Annotated in this window: 12 protein-coding genes; all 12 read left to right on the top strand. The window is 61.2% G+C overall.

Translation table 11 applies throughout. The annotated features are described in order from the left end of the window. A complete protein-coding gene (locus EEB15_RS26480) occupies positions 1–969 on the top strand; it encodes a UDP-glucuronic acid decarboxylase family protein (RefSeq protein WP_141512966.1) in 969 nt (322 codons plus the stop codon). Positions 970–972: 3 nt separating this feature from the next. Continuing rightward, a complete protein-coding gene (gene asnB, locus EEB15_RS26475) occupies positions 973–2,811 on the top strand; it encodes an asparagine synthase (glutamine-hydrolyzing) (protein ID WP_141512965.1) in 1,839 nt (612 codons plus the stop codon). An 8-nt stretch (positions 2,812–2,819) separates the two neighbouring features. Further along, complete coding sequence (locus EEB15_RS26470; protein WP_158290238.1) at positions 2,820–3,905, top strand: glycosyltransferase family 4 protein; 1,086 nt, start codon at positions 2,820–2,822, stop codon at positions 3,903–3,905. Between the two features lie 8 nt (positions 3,906–3,913). Continuing rightward, entirely contained in the window at positions 3,914–5,731 is a 1,818-nt protein-coding gene (locus tag EEB15_RS26465) for an ABC transporter ATP-binding protein (RefSeq protein WP_199236643.1), read from the top strand. A gap of 136 nt (positions 5,732–5,867) precedes the next feature. Continuing rightward, complete coding sequence (locus EEB15_RS26460) at positions 5,868–7,019, top strand: DegT/DnrJ/EryC1/StrS aminotransferase family protein (protein WP_141512963.1); 1,152 nt, start codon at positions 5,868–5,870, stop codon at positions 7,017–7,019. After that, on the top strand, positions 7,016–8,065 hold the full coding sequence (locus EEB15_RS26455; RefSeq protein ID WP_141512962.1) for an NAD(P)-dependent oxidoreductase: 1,050 nt from the start codon (positions 7,016–7,018) through the stop codon (positions 8,063–8,065). The genes EEB15_RS26460 and EEB15_RS26455 overlap by 4 nt, the downstream gene beginning before the upstream one ends. Positions 8,066–8,080: 15 nt before the next feature. Next, positions 8,081–8,755, top strand: coding sequence for an acetyltransferase (locus EEB15_RS26450; RefSeq protein ID WP_141512961.1), 675 nt, complete (start codon positions 8,081–8,083; stop codon positions 8,753–8,755). Then, the gene (locus EEB15_RS26445; protein WP_141512960.1) at positions 8,748–9,734 is read left to right on the top strand and encodes a glycosyltransferase family 2 protein; all 987 of its coding nucleotides are present in this window, start codon (positions 8,748–8,750) and stop codon (positions 9,732–9,734) included. The genes EEB15_RS26450 and EEB15_RS26445 overlap by 8 nt, the downstream gene beginning before the upstream one ends. Then, positions 9,734–11,119: a glycosyltransferase gene (locus tag EEB15_RS26440; protein ID WP_141512959.1), complete on the top strand. Its 1,386-nt coding sequence runs from the start codon at positions 9,734–9,736 to the stop codon at positions 11,117–11,119. The genes EEB15_RS26445 and EEB15_RS26440 overlap by 1 nt, the downstream gene beginning before the upstream one ends. Next, positions 11,116–12,303: a glycosyltransferase gene (locus EEB15_RS26435; RefSeq protein ID WP_141512958.1), complete on the top strand. Its 1,188-nt coding sequence runs from the start codon at positions 11,116–11,118 to the stop codon at positions 12,301–12,303. Before EEB15_RS26440 ends, EEB15_RS26435 begins: the two co-directional genes overlap by 4 nt. Positions 12,304–12,353: 50 nt before the next feature. After that, positions 12,354–13,367 carry a glycosyltransferase gene (locus EEB15_RS26430; RefSeq protein WP_199236642.1) on the top strand — a complete coding sequence of 338 codons (1,014 nt, stop codon included), beginning with the start codon at positions 12,354–12,356 and terminating at the stop codon, positions 13,365–13,367. Beyond that, positions 13,357–14,550, top strand: a complete 1,194-nt coding sequence (locus tag EEB15_RS26425; RefSeq protein WP_158290237.1) for a glycosyltransferase family 4 protein — start codon at positions 13,357–13,359, stop codon at positions 14,548–14,550. The genes EEB15_RS26430 and EEB15_RS26425 overlap by 11 nt, the downstream gene beginning before the upstream one ends. Positions 14,551–14,583 lie beyond the last annotated feature (33 nt).

Here is a 14,583-nt window from a genome sequence, read left to right as displayed (position 1 = left end):
GTGCGCCAATACAACACCACCCAACGCATCCTCGTCACCGGCGGCGCCGGCTTCCTGGGCAGCCACCTGTGCGACCGGCTGATCGAGCGGGGACACGACGTCATTTGCGTCGACAACTTCTTCACCGGCTCCAAGCGCAACGTCGAGCACCTGCTGGACCACCCACGCTTCGAGTTGATGCGCCACGACGTGACCTTCCCGCTGTATGTCGAGGTCGACCAGATCTACAACCTCGCCTGCCCGGCTTCGCCCATCCACTACCAGCACGACCCGGTGCAAACCACCAAGACCAGCGTGCACGGTGCCATCAACATGCTGGGCCTGGCCAAGCGGGTGCGCGCGCGCATCTTCCAGGCGTCGACCAGCGAGGTGTACGGCGACCCTTCCGTCCACCCGCAAAGGGAAGACTACTGGGGCAACGTCAACCCCATCGGCCCGCGCAGCTGCTACGACGAAGGCAAGCGCTGCGCCGAGACGCTGTTTTTTGACTACCACCGCCAGCACAAGCTGGACATCAAGGTGGCGCGCATCTTCAACACCTACGGCCCGCGCATGCACCCCAACGACGGCCGCGTGGTGAGCAACTTCATCGTGCAGGCGCTCAAGGGTGAAGACATCACGATCTACGGCGAAGGCTCGCAGACGCGATCGTTCTGCTACGTGGACGATCTGCTCGACGGGTTTCTGCGCCTGATGGACACCGGCCCCGAAGTTCCGGGGCCCGTGAACCTGGGCAACCCGAACGAGTTCACGATCCGGCAGCTGGCGGAGCTGGTGATCGAGCTCACGGCTTCGAAGTCGCGGTTGGTGAAGATGCCGCTGCCGGTGGACGACCCGATGCAACGACAGCCGGATATCAGTTTGGCGAAAGACGCGCTGGGGTGGCAACCGCAAGTACAACTGCGCGACGGCCTGAAAAAAACAATAGCCTACTTCGATACCCTGCTCGCCGACGCAAGGCCGGAGTAGGCCATGTGTGGCGTTGCAGGCATCTTTGCCTATCACCAGGCAGCTTTACCGGTTGACCGGGCTGAACTGGTCGCGATCCGGGATTACATGGCACTGCGCGGGCCCGATGGATCGGGCCAGTGGCACGCGCCCAACGGCCGGGTGGCGCTAGCGCATCGCCGTCTTTCCATCATCGACCTGTCTGACCGCGCCATCCAGCCGATGAGCAGCGCAGACGAACAGCTGGTCATCAGTTTCAACGGCGAAATTTACAACTACAAAGAGCTGCGCCGCGAATTGCAAGACGCCGGGTGCGTATTCCGCACCGAGTCCGACACTGAAGTTCTCCTCCACTTGTACGCCGCCGAGGGCGTCGCCATGCTCGCCCGATTGCGCGGCATGTTCGCTTTTGCGTTGTGGGACAACCGCCGCGAGGCGCTCCTGCTTGCACGCGACCCCTTCGGCATCAAGCCTCTCTATCTGGCGGACGACGGGTGGACCGTGCGCTTCGCGTCCCAAGTGAAGGCCCTGCTGACGAGTCCCCGCGTGTCGCGCCAGAGCGAACCTGCCGGACTGGCGGGGTTTTACCTGTTCGGCAGCGTGCCGGAACCATTCACTCTCTATCAGCAGATTCGCAGCGTGCCAGCAGGCAGCTACCAGTGGGTAGACGCTCTTGGACCACAACCGCCGCAGCAGTATTTCAGCTGCGCAAGTGTGTGGGCCCAGGCCGCCCTCGTGCGCACGCCATCGATGGGCGAGCCTGAATTGCAGGAAGCGGTGCGCGATGCCTTGGTAGATTCCGTGCGACACCATCTGATTGCGGATGTGCCTGTTGGCGCATTCCTCTCCGCCGGGATCGATTCAGGCGCCCTCGTCGGACTCATGAAGGATGCCGGCCAGACGGAAGTGCAGACCGTCACCCTGGCCTTCGAAGAATTTGTCGGCACTCCGCAGGACGAAGCGCCTCTGGCCACGGAGGTGGCCAGACTCTACGGCGTCCAACACGCGCGGCGAGTTGTGGGCGAGAAGGAGTTTGCTGCCGACCTGCCCCGCATCTTGATGGCCATGGACCAGCCCAGTATCGATGGAATCAATACGTGGTTTGTCAGCAAAGCCGCCCACGAGGCCGGCTTGAAGGTCGCTATTTCCGGCTTGGGCGGCGACGAGCTGTTCGGCGGGTACCCTTCCTTCCACGACATTCCGCGTTGGGTGCGATCGATGTGGCTGCCTTCGCGCATACCTGGGCTGGGCAGGCTGACCGAACAGGTGCAAGCGGCCTTCGCCCCGCTCTTGCGCGGACTGAGTCCCAAAGCCGGATCGATGGTGCGATACGGGGGCACCCCGCAAGGAGCTTACCTGTTGCGACGTGGCCTGTTCATGCCGATCGAGCTGCCTGCATTGCTAGGCCCCGACGTTGCGCGTGAGGGACTGCGCAAATTGGACCCCCTGAGTCACATCGCTGCCAGGTTGCAGCCCGGACCGCGAACTGCATACGGTCAAGTCGCAGCGCTCGAAACGAGCCTCTACATGCGCAATCAATTACTGCGTGACACCGACTGGGCCAGCATGGCGCATTCGCTGGAAGTGCGCACGCCGCTGGTCGATGCCCCTTTGTTAAGCACGCTTGCGGGGCCGCTGCTGAACGCCGGCGCGTCCAAGCGAAAGCTGTTGCTTGCTGCCAGCCCTACCCTCGCTTTGCCGACCGAGGTGACCCACCGTAAGAAGACCGGATTCACCACGCCTGTCGGCGACTGGCAGCGAACGACCGCCCGAACCGATGGGGCAGCCACGACCGTATCGCGCCGCACCGGCCCCTGGGCACGCCAATGGGGTTCGTCCGTCTTGAAGCGGGCAGCTTGGTAAAAATGCGAATGCTCGCACTGGTCACCGACGCCTATGGCGCTGATGGGGGAATCGCGCAGTACAACCGAGACCTGCTCGACGCGCTGAGCAAGTCGGCTGGAATCACGGAGGTTGTAGTGCTGTCCCGCTCGGGCGCCGCAACGGCCGGACAGATTCCCCCCAACGTGGTACAGCTGCCCGCACGCCCCAAAAAAATCCTGTACGCCTTGGCGGCCATCAACGTCGCGCTGCGAAGCGGACCTTTCGATGTCGTCTTCTGCGGTCATCTTTATACGGCTCCTGTCGCCGCAGTCGCGGCGAAGATTGCCGGGGCAAACCTCTGGCTCCAACTTCATGGCATCGAAGCCTGGGACCCGCCCGGGCGCTGGCGCAGGTGGGCCGCAGAACAGGCCCGCCTGGTGACGGCGGTGAGTCGCTACACCCGAGACAGGTTCCTCGGTTGGGCCAAGTTGGAACCTGAGACGGTCAAGGTGATGCCGAACACGGTCGATCCGCGCTTCACCCCTGGCCCGCGAAGCGATGCCCTCCTTGACCGGTACGACCTGCGCGGCAAGAAAATATTGCTCACCGTATCGAGGCTGGCTGCGGCCGAGCGCTACAAGGGACACGACCTGGTTCTTTCCGCCCTTGCGGCCCTGAAGTCGCAGCACCCGGATCTGGTGTACGTGATTGCGGGCGACGGAGACGACCTTCCACGCCTCCAACATTTGGCGCGCGACCTCGGCGTGGCCGGCAACACCCGGTTCACGGGGTTTGTCAAAGACGAGGACTTGCCGGACTTGTACCGCAGCGCCGATGTGTTTGTGATGCCAAGCACCGGCGAAGGCTTCGGCATCGTGTTTCTGCAGGCAATCGCGTGCGGGCTGCCCGTGATCGCAGCCGACGGCGACGGATCGCGCGATCCTTTGCGTGATGGCGCCGATGGCGCGTTGGTTACGATTGGCATGCCGGAATCTCTCGGTAGAGCAATCGAAGAGGCGCTGGCAAGGCCTCGCGACGCCGCCGGAGACAGTCCATTTGAGTTCCGCTACTTCGAGGCACAGGCCCATCGTCTTGCAGTCACGCTGGCGCAGCTTGCGCGCGCCAACACCTGAGAGCCCCCGTGAATCCGAGTACTGACACACCGCCCCTGCCGACGTTGCTGATTCGACTTTGGCAGCACCTGAGCCGACGCAGGCGCGCCCAGCTGGGGGTGGTTGGCGTATTGATGGTTCTGAGCGCCTTTGCGGAAGTCATCAGCTTGGGTGCGGTTATTCCCTTTTTGGGCGTCCTGTTGGCTCCCGAAACACTTTTCGACCACTCCGGAGTGCCCGCCCTGGCGCGCTACCTTGGCGTCGATTCCGCGCGGAATCTAACGTGGCCGCTAACACAGCTTTTCATAGGCGCCACCGTCTTGGCAGCCGCGATCCGTTTGCTGTTGCTATGGTCCAGCACACGCATCGGCTACGCCGCAGGCGCCGATCTGAGCATGGAGGTATACCGCCGCACGCTCTACCAGCCTTACCGTGTGCATCTCAACCGCAACAGTAGCGAGGTGATCAGCGGCATTGTGAACAAGGTCAACAGCGCCGTGTTCGGCGTCATCATGATGACGCTCACGCTCGCAGGCACACTGATCCTCATTGTGAGCATCCTCACTGCGCTGCTCGTGATCGATCCGAGGGTAGCGATCGTCGCCGCCGCGGCGTTTGGAGCGAGCTACGGACTTATCACATGGTTCACTCGCCGCAAGTTGGCGCGCAACAGTCGCCGCATCGCAGATGAGCAGACACGGATCATTCAGGCGCTGCAAGAGGGGCTGGGGGGGATACGCGATGTGCTGCTCGACGGAACGCAGCCCGTCTATTGCGATATTTACCGGCGGGCTGATCAACCGCTTCGCCGGGCACAAGGCGCCGTGACCTTTATAGGGCAAAGCCCTCGTTATCTGATGGAAGCGCTGGGGATCATCCTGGTTGCCTCGCTGGCTTATGGCCTCAGCCTTCAGGCAGGCGGCGTGGGAGCTGCCATGCCGGTGCTAGGCGCCCTCGCCCTAGGCGCCCAGCGGCTCCTGCCCGCCCTGCAGCAAAGCTACCAATCGTGGGCAGTGATCTCAGGGAGTCGTGGACCGCTGGCAGACGTTCTTGACTTGCTCGATCAGCCAATTCCCGAAGAGGCGCATCTTCCCGCGCCGGAGCCTGCACCGCTGCGTCACGCAATCCGCCTCGACGACGTGAGCTTCCGTTACTCCGACCAAGGGCCCTGGGTTCTGAAAGGGCTGAACTTGACCCTTCCCAAAGGGATGCACATTGGCTTGGTTGGCGCAACGGGCAGCGGCAAGAGCACAACGATGGACCTGCTGATGGGACTGCTCGAGCCGACGTCTGGGCACGTGCTTGCCGACGGCCAGCCGATCATGGGCAGCCGGGTCCGGGCTTGGCAACAGACCATTGCGCACGTGCCGCAGAGCATTTTCTTGGCCGATGCGTCCATTGCCGCCAACATCGCGCTGGGCGTTGCGCCCGAGGCAATCGACATGGCCCGAGTGCGGGCGGCGGCGCAGCAAGCGCAGATCGCTGACTTTGTCGAAGGTCACCCGGAAGGGTACGACGCAAAAGTAGGCGAGCGAGGCATCCGCCTATCCGGCGGCCAGCGACAGCGAATCGGAATCGCCAGAGCGCTGTACAAGCGCGCCAACGTACTTGTGTTCGACGAGGCCACCAGCGCGCTTGACAGCGCTACGGAACGCTCGATCATGTCCACCATCAACGGGTTGAGCCGAGATCTCACCGTGATCATGGTGGCACACCGGCTCAGCACGGTCCGGCGCTGCGACCTCATCGTAGAGTTGAAGAATGGCACGGTAGCTGCCCAGGGCAGCTGGGAAGAACTGCTGGAATCCAGCGAGTCGTTTCGCCACATGGCGCAGGTCGCAGCATGAGCACCGCCGCGGCAACTCTGTTCTGCAAGGAAGCGCTGCCCACATGGCATGAGCGCGTCGATGCCTCCGCTTCCGAGGTCAATGGTGCTCCAATCGCCAGTTCCGGCTCCATTCTCTAAAGTCAACGCGAGGAATCATGCAGATCAACATAGTCAAGCCGTTCATGCCGAATTTGGAAGAAATTCAGGATGACTTTGCCCGCTGCCTTTCTTCGGGGCTCGTCACAAACAACTCCAAGCATGTGCAGGATCTGGAAGAGAGTCTCTGGCGGTACTTTGGCAGCGCAATAAAGCCGTGCGTGAACTGCAATGGCGAGCTGGCACTGTTCAATCTGATACAGGCCTGGAAAGCGAAGCTCGGAGCCGGCCCCCACGATAGCTTCGAAGTGCTGGTTCCGTCGTTCACTTTTTCCGGCACGATCAATGCCCTCGTGACCAACAATCTTCGGCCGGTCTTCTGTGACATCGACGACGGATTCGTCCTGGACCTGAACAAGATTGAAATCGACTCGCCGTCGATCAAAATGATCATGCCGGTCGGAGCTTACGGAAACCTCTGCGATCTGGAGCAGCTAGGGGAAATTGCCGCGCGCAGCAACCTTGCTGTGCTGCTCGACAACGCACCCGCGTTCGGTGCGCGGTTCAAGGGAAAACATCCGCACGAATTCGGTTTCAGCGAAATGCTCAGCTTCCACGCGACCAAGATATACAACTCGATGGAGGGAGGGGCCACGATCGTCAATGACCCTCAGGTTGCTGACTACCTCTTGAGATTGAGGGACTTTGGCCAATACGAGAAAGTGCGAGGAGATGTGGACTTGCCCGGACTGAATAGCAAGATGACCGAGGTGTGCGCCCTTGTGGGGCTACGCAATCTCGAAAAGATCGAATTCATTCTGGCAAGCAGAGCCCGAAACGCCGCCCGCTATGTCGAGTTCTTCGGTGCGCTGGAAGCCAAAGGGCTCCTGCGCCAGATGAAGGTCAGTCCTTCCGTGAACTGCACCTACCTCTACTTCCCCATCACCTTGAACGAGGAAGCAACCCCGTTCGTCACGCACATGCAAGAGAGCGGCGTCGCGGTCAGGCGCTACTACACCGCAACGCACGACCTTAAATACTATCGTGATCGCTACAGGAGCCAGGACCTCACCATGACAAATGCCATCAGAGACCGCGTAGTCGCACTTCCAGTGCACACAGTAATGAGTGACGAGGAAATCGAGACCCTCTTCGATGCGGTTCTGAAATATTTCAGTTCGGCTTCTTCGCGCCGCGGGAGCATTCAATGAGCAAAGTGCTGGTTACAGGGGGAGCGGGCTACCTGGGTGCAGTCCTCATTCCCAAGCTACTCGTTCGAGGTCACCAGGTGCGCTCGGTAGACATTGGCTACTTCGGCGTGGAGCACCTGCGGGGCATGCGACCCAGTGTGGAGATCTTTCGCGAAGACATCCGCGCAGTTCTCGCGGACCCCGCGGAACTGGATCGGATGTTGAAAGACATCGACGTCGTTGTCCATCTGGCAGCAATCTCGAACGATCCCAGCGCTGAGCTGAATGCCCGGCTCACCGAGGAAGTGAACTTCGAGGCCTCCCGCGACTTGGCAATGGCGTGCAAGGAGCGCGGCATCCGATTTATCTTCTCATCGTCCTGCTCTGTCTATGGCGAGGCGCCAGGAGAGGTGGACGAAGAAGGCGCTACGAACCCTCTCACGGTGTACGCCCGGTCCAAAGTCAACATGGACAATTTCCTCGTAGACCAAGCTGACGCTGATTGGCGCCCCACCATATTGCGCAACGGGACCCTGTTCGGGTACTCGCCGCGCATGCGGTTCGACCTGGTCATCAACATCTTCAGCTACTGCGCCGCGCTTTACGGAGAACTCCGGGTTTTCGGCGACGGACAGCAATGGCGGCCCTTTTTGCACGTTGCGGACTGCGCTCGCGCATTCGTCCACTTCGTGGAGAACCCGAACAGGGACCACGTCATGTTCAACATCGCAAACGAGAACATGCGCGTTGTCGACCTTATCGGCATTTTTCAGACGATCAATCCCGCTTGCGTTCCCATCCACGTCAAGCTCGAGAATCCGGACACGCGCAACTACCACGTGTCTACAGCAAGAATGCGGGCGGCGGGCATTCAACCCCGTATCGACATTCGCACTGGCGCCGAAGAAATCGTTGAGGCCATCGTCACTGGGCGCATCGCCGACCCCGAATCGATCTTTTACCGCAACGCCAAGTGGCTCAAGGAACTGACGGAATTGGGTGCCCGCGATCATCGCGGGCTTATCGGCATGTTGGACCTCATGGCCGCCCACCGCGTGGTGCGCTGAGACTGGATAGTTGTTATGAAAGCTGCCGCCAAGCCAAGCACGCCGCTGGTCATCATCGGGGCTGGTGGCCATGGCGTCGAGGTCTCGGCCTATGCCACCGGCATGGGCGTCAATCTCGGCGGCGTGTTCGACGATCACAGACCGCCGGGGCCGTGGCAGCTGACTCACATACTTGGGGGTCTCGTCGACCTGCCTGAGTTTTGTTCCAGTCACGAAAATGTTGTCTACATGACTGCCCTCGGCGACAACGCCGTTCGCCGGCGCGTTGTGCGCGCAATCGCTGCGTTGAATATTCCAAACCTGACGGCTTCGTCCCTGATTCACCCCTCAGCATGGTTAGGGCCCAACGTGACGATCGCCGACGGGACACTGATCGCGCCCGGCGCGATCCTCACGGCACAAGTGCGGATCGGCAGTCACTGCATCATGAACATTCAGTCCAGCGCGTCGCATGACTGCACAGTGGGTGATTGGTGCAATATCAATCCCAGCGCCACACTATGCGGCAACGTCACCGTTGGGGAGGGCTGCTACGTGGGCGCCGGCGCCACCGTCCTGGAAAAGCGAACCATCGGTGCTTGGACGATCATAGGAGCTGGCGCCGTCGTTGTCGAAGACCTTCCCTCTGGGGTAACCGCGGCCGGCGTTCCAGCCCGCATCATCAAGCGGCAGGGCGTCCCTCATGAGTAGCCCACTGGTTAGTTTTGTCATGCCCTGCTACGGGTATGGCCGCTATCTGCGCAATTGTCTGGACAGCATCCTGTCGCTCGACGGCGGATACGACATCGAGATCATCGCCATTCACGACGCCTCGCCCGACGATACGCTGGCAATCCTCAAGAGCTACTCCGACCCGCGCTTGAAACTGATTGACCATGAGGTTAACCAGGGTCACGTCATCAGCGTCAACGAAGGGCTTCAGGCGTCCCGTGGTAAATATGTGGTGCGGATCGATCCAGACGACCGCTACACACCCGTTTTTCTCGCCCGCACATTGCCAATACTGGAGCGCCATCCCGAGGTCGGCCTTGTATATGGTGACGTATCGATCATCAATGCGGAAGGCGTAGTCACGCAGGAGCGATGTGACCAAACCCACGCGGGCATGGACTTCAAAGGCAATGAGCTGGTGGCATTGCTGAAGAAGAATTTCATCTGCGCGCCGACCGTGGTTGCCCGGCGAGAGGCATGGATGTCAGCTTGGCCCATCCCGAGCGGCTTGGCTTTCAACGACTGGTACTTCAACTTGATGCTGGCGCGACGCTGGGAGTTCTACTACGTCCACGAAGTGCTGGCTCAGTACCGTGTGCACGGGCTCAATCACCACACTGCAATCGGCAAGGACGGGTCCGAAGAAAGGTCAGTTCTCTGGTTGCTGGACAAGATTTATGGTGAAACTGAACCCTTGCCGGAGCTGGACTTGGCCAAGCAACGAGCCCGGGGTGAGGTCTATGCGGCACAGTATCTGGACTTCGGACTCAAGTACTTCGGTCACGAAATGCACCGGGACGCCAGGAGGTGCCTGAGCACCGCGGTGCGTTACCAACCGGCCCTCCTTCTTGACCCACGCGTGTCACGTTTGCTGTTGGCCACTTACCTCCCCCGCCCCTGGTACGAACGCATCAAGAAGGCGATGAAAAAGCGGATGCCCGCCAGAGGAAGCAGCTGATGCGCACAGGATGGGCCAGTTCTAGGGTTTCGAACGCCGCGCCGACTGTCTTGCATGTTCCGTACGGGTACATGCCGGACGCATCAGGCGGAACGGAGGTATTCGTTGCGGCTCTGGCTCGCGAACTGCGCGCTTTCGATTGGTCATCGATGGTGGCCGCTCCTGGTGCGAGTGACAGGCGCTACGAATGGGAAGGTGTCGACGTTCGGCGCTTCGCCGTATCGCCGGGCGTCAGCCTGGACGCTCAATATGGAGAGGGCGATCGCACTGCCGCCGCGGCGTTTGCAGCAATACTCACCCAATGCAAGCCAGACATCGTGCATTTTCATGCGCTAAGCCCGGCTGTTTCGGCGCGGGCTATGCAGGCAGTCGCAGCAAAGGGCATACCGCTGGTGTTCACGTATCACACGCCAACGGTGTCTTGCGTGCGGGGATCGATGCTGCGCTGGGGGTCGCAGGCTTGCGATGGCCGGATGCGTCCCCGCCTGTGCTCAGCCTGCGCGCTTCACGGCAAGGGACTGCCCAAGCCCGTGGCGGCGCTGATGGCCGCGCTGCCCCATCGGCTGCTGGCCTGGATCGGAAGAACCATAGGCAAGGGCCGCACATCCACGGCACTGCAGATGCCGCTGCTGGTGCGCAACCGTCATCAAACGGCGCGATCGGCCTGGGCAGCGGCAGATCGAATCGTGGCGGTCTGCGATTGGGTGCATAAAGTGCTTTTGCTCAATGGCATCGCGCCCGCGAAGTTGCTGCTTTCGCGTCAAGGGCTGCCATCAAGAACCGCGCAATCCCAACCGCCGATGCAGGCGCGAATCGTCCCCAGCCCCGCCTTCAGCCCGGCGAACCCATTGCGGCTCGCGTACTTCGGCAGGCTGGACCCAACCAAAGGGATCGAAGTACTCGTCGCTGCGGTCAAGCTGTTGCCAAATGCCCCCGTTGCGCTGGACATCTATGGGGTCGGCGAGGTGCCGCGAGACGACCTTGCGAAAGCGATCGATGGAAGAATTCGCTTCCATCCGCCTCTCGCGAGCCACGCGGTCCCGGATGCAATGAAGGCCTATCACCTGATCACCGTTCCTTCCGTCTGCATGGAAACCGGCCCGTTGGTAGCGTACGAAGCGCTGGCGAGCGGAGTGCCGGTATTGGGTTCCGCGCTGGGGGGCATCGCGGAAGTGATCCGGGACGGCACGGACGGAAGGCTGGTTTCTGCGGGCTCGCCGAAGGCATGGGCCGACGCATTGGCCGAGGTGTTGCAAAACCCGCAGCTGCTCGAGACGTGGCGTAGCAGCCCACGCGCGACTCGCACTATGGGGCAAGTTGCTGCAGAAATGGCCGACTTGTATCGCCAGTCATTGCACGGCGGAAAGGCGCAGGTATCCACATGAATGGTCCGCGCAGAGCGCTTTTCGTACAGTACACCAACCCAGGTGGCTATCCCCCACTGCAACACATAGCCGACATCCTGCTTGCCGACGGATGGGAACTCACCTTTCTGGGAGTCAGCGGCGGGGGCGCTGAGCGTCTCGAATTGCACCAGCATCGTCGGCAGACGGTCTTGAATATGAAGTCTTGCTCGCCAGGTTGGCGGCAGAAGCTCCACTATGCGGCGTACGCCCTTTGGGTTCTCTGGTGGCGGCTGCGGTGGAGGCCGCAATGCATCTACGCCTCCGACACGCTCAGTGCCCCAGCCGCGCTCTTGGCTTCAACGTGGCCCGTGTCGGCCCTTGTCTATCACGAGCATGATGCGCCGCCTCCGCCCGCCGGCCGCTTCCAGAGCTGGCTGCATGCCTGCAGGGCGCGGCTTGCGCGCAAGGCTTCGGCCGTCGTCGTTCCCAACGCTGTGCGTGGCCAGTTTCTTGTCGATGAAACCAGGATCGCACCAAACACGCTGTTCTGCGTGTGGAACTGCCCCGCGCGGGAAGAGGCCGTCGGCAAGGCACCCGAGAGGGACAACCGCGCCCTCTGGCTGATCTACCACGGCTCCATAGTGCAGGCACGTCTTCCCTTAACGGTGCTCGACGCCATGGCCACCCTGCCAGCCGGGATCAAGCTTCGTGTCATCGGATACGAAACAGCGGGAAGCCAGGGCTATACGGAACTACTCCGGGACCGGGCCCAAGCACTCGGTCTGGGCGGACGCGTTGAGTTTGAAGGGGTCGTCACTCGCGAAAGTCTTCTCTCGCATGCAAGCAATGCGCATGTCGGATTGGCACTCATGCCCATGCACAGCACGGATCTCAACATGAAGCACATGACGGGAGCGTCCAACAAGCCATTCGAGTACCTTGCCCGTGGGTGTGGCCTCATCGTGAGCGATTTGCCTGATTGGGACGAACTATTTGTCAAGAGCGGCCTCGGCGTGAAATGCGACCCCGAATCGGCCCAGAGCATCGCGGCCGCAATAGCCTGGTACTGGGACCGGCGCGACGACATGGCCGCCATCGGCGAGCGGGGAAGGCAGGCCATCCTCAATGGCTACAACTACGAACAGGCTTTCTCGGCCGTCAAACACCAAATCGACGCGCGCTGCAGCCCGCGAGTCATAAGCAACGCCGGGGCCGCGCCATGACGGAGAAGCCAGTTGCGGCCAACGAGGCTACCGCCGGAGAACCTCTTCGAATGCTTATCGTCGGCGGCAAGGGCGGCACCCACGTGGGCGGCTCCTTCCACCGTGCCGCCGGCCAGTTGGGTGTATCCAGCGAAATTGTCGATTCCGGGGATGCTTTCGAAGGGTCACGGATTCGCCGGTTTGTCGCTTGGCGGCTGCAGGGCAGACGGCCAGTACGGCTGCACGCCTTTGGGCGCAAGGTCCTGGACGTCAATCGAAGTTTCGAACCGCAGTTGCTACTGACTACCGGCTTGGCACCGTTAACCGCCGACGCTCTGAAGCAACTGAGCGCCGCCGGAACCACGTGTGTCAATTTCCTGACTGACGATCCCTGGAACCCAGCCCACCATGCACCGTGGTTCATCAAAGCGCTCCCGGCATACGACATCATTTTTTCACCGCGACGGGCGATGATGCCGGACCTGGCAAGGATCGGCTGCAAGAACGTGCGATATCTGCCCTTTGGCTACGACGCGCAGATTTTCAGTCCTCCCGGCCCCGACGCGCCAACACAAGCCGAATGCGCTGACGTCGTGTTTGCAGGCGGCGCCGACGAAGATCGCGTGCCACACATGCTGGCCCTGGTGCGCGCCGGCTTCACGCTGTCGCTCTATGGCAACTATTGGCACCGATATCGCAGTCTTCGGTCCGCCTCCCGCGGCATGGCCGACGCGGCGAATCTGTCGCAAGTGCTGTCTTCTGCCAAAGTGGCCTTGTGCCTGGTCCGCAAGGCAAATCGCGACGGCAGTTGCATGCGTACATTTGAGGTGCCGGCGGTCGGCACATGCATGCTGGTCGAGGACACGGAAGAACACCGCCAGATCTTTGGCGACGAAGGCGTAGCGGTTCTCTACTTCGATTCCATCGAAGAGATGGTCGTCAAATGCCGGCAACTGTGCGACGACGATGTACTCCGGCTGCGGCTCGCAAATGCTGCCCACCAGCTAATCACCAATGGCGGGAACACCTACGCGGATAGGCTCCGTAGCATTCTTGCGCAAAGAGGCTGGGACGATGAACGATAGCAAGCCGCCTCTGCGCGTTGATGTTGTGGTGCACGGTCGATTTCATGCCTTCGATCTCGTTCTGGGCCTGTTGGGGAATGGCCATGACGTGAGGCTGATCACCAACTACCCCAGGTCGGTCGTGCGCCGTTTCGGCGTACCTGCCTCCGCCGTTCGAACCTGCGTATCTCACGGCATCGCGACCCGCATCTACTACCGTCTCAAGCAGCCTCTGCGCCTCCCTGATCTAGAGCCATTCCTCCACAGCTGGTTCGGCCGCTGGGCGTCAACGCAGGTGCGCTGTGACGCAGACGTCGTGCACGTTTTCAGTGGAGTTGCTGAAGAGATATTTCAGTCGTCGCGCAGGAAACCACCCGGTGAAAAACGACCATTGAACATGCTGGTGAGAGGGTCGTCGCATATCCGGGCACAACACGAGTTGCTGCAGCAAGAACAGGAGAGAGTGGGAACGCGGGTGGAAAAACCGCTGCCCTCGATCATCGCCCGTGAAGAGCGTGAGTACGCCCTCGCCGACAGGATCCTCGTGCTGTCCAAATTTGCGCGCGACACATTCTTGCAGTATGGCGTTCCGCAAGAAAAGGTATTTATCGTCGGCCTGGCAGCGAACCTGGCTCGGTTCGCGCCTTCGAACGCCGCAATCAGCGAGCGGCGCCGACGAATCCTTGCACGCGAACCGCTGCACGTTCTCATGGTCGGTTCCTTTACGCCGCGAAAGGGCGCGCGCGACTTTATCGAGCTGGCAACCGCGCTGCACGGCCGAATGCGATTCCGCTTTGTAGGCGATCTCCCGCCTCGCCGCTCCAAGCTTGAACGTGAATCGCGTGAAGTGATTGACATGCACGCACGGGTAAGCGAATTCGAGCTTGCAAAGCACTATGCATGGGGGGACGTCTTTTGTTTCCCCACCATCGAGGACGGCTTTGCTGCGGTGATCGTCCAGGCTCTGGCGTCGCAGCTACCCGTGCTGACGACACCGAACTGCGCCGGACCCGATGTCATCCGCGAGGGGATGAACGGTTGGATAGAGCCAATTCGGTCGCCAGAGCGCCTCGCCGCGCGGCTCGAGGCTTGTGATCAGGACCGCGAACAACTCGCCTCCATGGTTGCAAACATGGTTGGCACCGCCCCCGCCCGTTCTTGGGCGATCGTTGCCCGGGAATTCGAGGAAGTTGCTCGTGGGTGAAACTGACGGCCTTCTCTGGCAACTAATTGCATG

This window comes from Ramlibacter sp. WS9 (genome assembly GCF_003797765.1).
In the GTDB taxonomy this organism is placed as follows: Bacteria; Pseudomonadota; Gammaproteobacteria; order Burkholderiales; family Burkholderiaceae_C; genus Ramlibacter.
The sequence above is the reverse complement of the archived record's forward strand: the minus strand, read 5'-3'. Positions and strand labels throughout refer to the sequence as shown.